A 2,677-nucleotide genomic window follows, 5' to 3' on the forward strand; every position below is an offset into this window, starting at 1 on the left:
CAGAAAAAGGATAACTAGATAGCAAGTGATATTCTAGTAGGTTCGGTTCAGACCTAATCGTGTAAGACCTAAGTAAGGGAAACCAGAAAGGGCTGTGATGAGCTTCGAGAATCCTCACGCCTTTAGGCCCAGGATTGTCAAAACAAAGGGAAAAAAATGGCTTGATAGGCTGAGATGATCTTATCACTCCAAAAGACACTCATCAGAGCGCCGAGGGCAAGAAATGGACCGAAGGGTATAGCTTGTTTTTTTGCCATTTTACCCAGAAAAATGCCCGTTATACCGATCGCCGCCCCGATAGCACAGGCCAGAAAACCGGTGACTAATAATGCTTGCCATCCTAACCAAGCACCGATCATGGCCGCTAATTTGGCATCTCCTCCCCCCATGGCCTGCTGTCCGAGGGCAAAACTCCCCCCCCACCGGATCAGATCAAATAACCAGACTCCTAAAACCGCACTAGCGATCGCTGAAAAGAGATAGATAACACTTTGATTATTTTGCCAACCCAGGAGAGTTTGAAAAACTATCCCTAAAACTAATCCCGATTGGGTGAGGGAGTTAGGAAGCGTCATCGTGTCAAAATCAATCAAAGCTAAAGCTAATAACCAACTTACAAGAATCCAATAGCCGAGGGTCTGCCAAGAAAAGCTAAAATCTCCTAAAACCAGACAAAACAACAAACCGGTAAAAGTTTCGACGGCTGGATAACGGACAGAAATCGCAGTTCCACACCAGCGACAGCGACCCCCTAGCCATAACCAGCCTAAAACAGGTATATTCTCGCTTTTACCTAACCTATGGTGACATTTCGGACAGTGGGAAGGGGGATAAACTAGAGATATCCCCTGAGGTAATCTATAGATGACCACGTTTAAAAAACTGCCCACCGAGGCACCAAAAGCGAAGACAAAGGCAAAAGTAACTAGATGAAAGAGGGTTTCCATCCTTAAACTGGCAGATAATTGATTAGTTTGTTATCGCCTATTATAGGGGATAAAGATGCCACTATCTCCCCTCTTAAGCATCCAGTAATAATACTTCAGGCTCATCCCTAAAGGTGAATTTTCTTCTGGGCATTTTTTTTTGATTAATTAGCGGATATCACCCTAGATAATGGGGGTAAAACCTCACTATCAGCCCCAGGGACAACCTGACAAAATTAAATTATCGCAGTCAACGAGGACAAATTAATGAAACCGATTGTTGAATCTTTTTACAACTGGTACAGCAGCAAAATCACTCACCCCCAATATCGTTGGATTATCATTCTGGGAACTATGGTTTATCTGTTTAGCCCCCTCGATATTTCTCCTGACGTTTTCCCGATTATTGGTTGGATCGATGATGGGATTGTCCTCACCCTTTTAACCACGGAATTATCGCGATTAGTTCTTGATTATCGCAATCGCCGTCCGGGAGGAGTCAAGAATCAAACCGAAGTTTCTTCCCCAACCAATACCGTTGATACCGATGCCGTAGAAGTCAGAAGTTAGAATTCGTAAGTCTCAATTCTGACTTCTGAATTCAGGAGATTGCTGTTATTTATTCTCCCCCCGCAACGCGCACGAAGTGGTCTCCCCACTTACCCACTTACCCACTTACCCACTTACCCACTTCCCCACTACCCCACTTCCCCACTTCCCCACTCCCCCACTTCCTAATTCCCCACTTCCTAATTCCCTAAACTTGAATCAAAGAACTATCGACGGTGGCTAAAAGTGTTTGCACTTCCTCATCGCTGGTTTGGGAAAAATCTTCGTACCAAAGAGAAATTGATCTCAATTCGTAGGGTTTATGTAGGCAAATTACTCGATCAACTAATTTTTCTAATTGATCACAGACTTCCACTGGGGCAATAGGAACAGCAATAATAATAGCAGCGGGATTTCCAGCCTTAAGGGTCAGAATCGCCGCTTTAATCGTTGCTCCCGTAGCGATACCATCATCTACTAGAATAATCGTTTTTCCCGTCAGGCCCGGAAAGGGTCGCTCCCCTCGATACAAGCGATCGCGTCGCTCTAATTCGATCATTTCTTCCTTTGCTACCCGTTCCATCATCGCCTCCGATAGGTGCAAGTCGTCAACGATACTTTCATTGATTACCCGCACACCATTTTGACCGATCGCCCCAAAAGCTAACTCTTTGCGCTCCGGTACACCTAATTTTCGCACTAAACACAGATCTAGCGGTAAATGTAACCTTTGGGCAATTTCAAAGGCGATCGGAACCCCACCCCGGGGCAAAGCCAAAACTAGCACCCCAGCACTATTGGTATATTCTGTCAAGTAACTAGCTAATAGTCTCCCTGCTGATCGCCGATCTTTGAGCAGATAAGTCATAACTCCCTCCTAGGGGCTAATCCCCGTGGGGATCCCTAGTCTCCCCTGACTTTATTCTATATTTCTCCGCTAATCTCTAGCTGAAATGTTAAGAAATTTAGCGAAGGCTTGACATTTTTTCGGCTAACCGAAGTTTTTCTAGGCCAGAGATCGGCTAAAATCTTAGGCGAGAGGGTTTTGTAAAGTTAGGTAACAAACTTGACATCCTCACCGCCGTAAAACGGACGGTGATTCCCAAACCTCACGATTTAGGTTTCTGCTTCTTTCCCTTGCGGGGTTCCGCACCTGCCTTAACAGATTTACTCTGTTCTGGTCTTATGGTCGCTCTACAGAC

The 2,677-nt window shown here is 45.2% G+C and carries 3 protein-coding genes; 1 reads left to right on the forward strand and 2 read right to left on the reverse strand.

Annotated elements, in window-relative coordinates:
* Positions 1–137: 137 nt before the first annotated feature.
* Positions 138–947 carry a prepilin peptidase gene (locus IM322_RS00450; protein WP_287673677.1) on the reverse strand — a complete coding sequence of 270 codons (810 nt, stop codon included), beginning with the start codon at positions 945–947 and terminating at the stop codon, positions 138–140.
* 246 nt (positions 948–1,193) lie between these two features.
* On the opposite strand from IM322_RS00450, the gene IM322_RS00455 reads away from it, so the two are divergent.
* Entirely contained in the window at positions 1,194–1,496 is a 303-nt protein-coding gene (locus IM322_RS00455) for a YkvA family protein (RefSeq protein WP_287673679.1), read from the forward strand.
* Positions 1,497–1,683: 187 nt separating this feature from the next.
* Here IM322_RS00455 and IM322_RS00460 read toward each other — a convergent pair whose 3' ends face one another.
* Entirely contained in the window at positions 1,684–2,343 is a 660-nt protein-coding gene (locus IM322_RS00460; RefSeq protein WP_147070128.1) for a phosphoribosyltransferase, read from the reverse strand.
* Positions 2,344–2,677 lie beyond the last annotated feature (334 nt).

Origin of the sequence: Microcystis sp. M109S1 (genome assembly GCF_020247025.1) — a bacterium.
In the GTDB taxonomy this organism is placed as follows: domain Bacteria; phylum Cyanobacteriota; class Cyanobacteriia; order Cyanobacteriales; family Microcystaceae; genus Microcystis.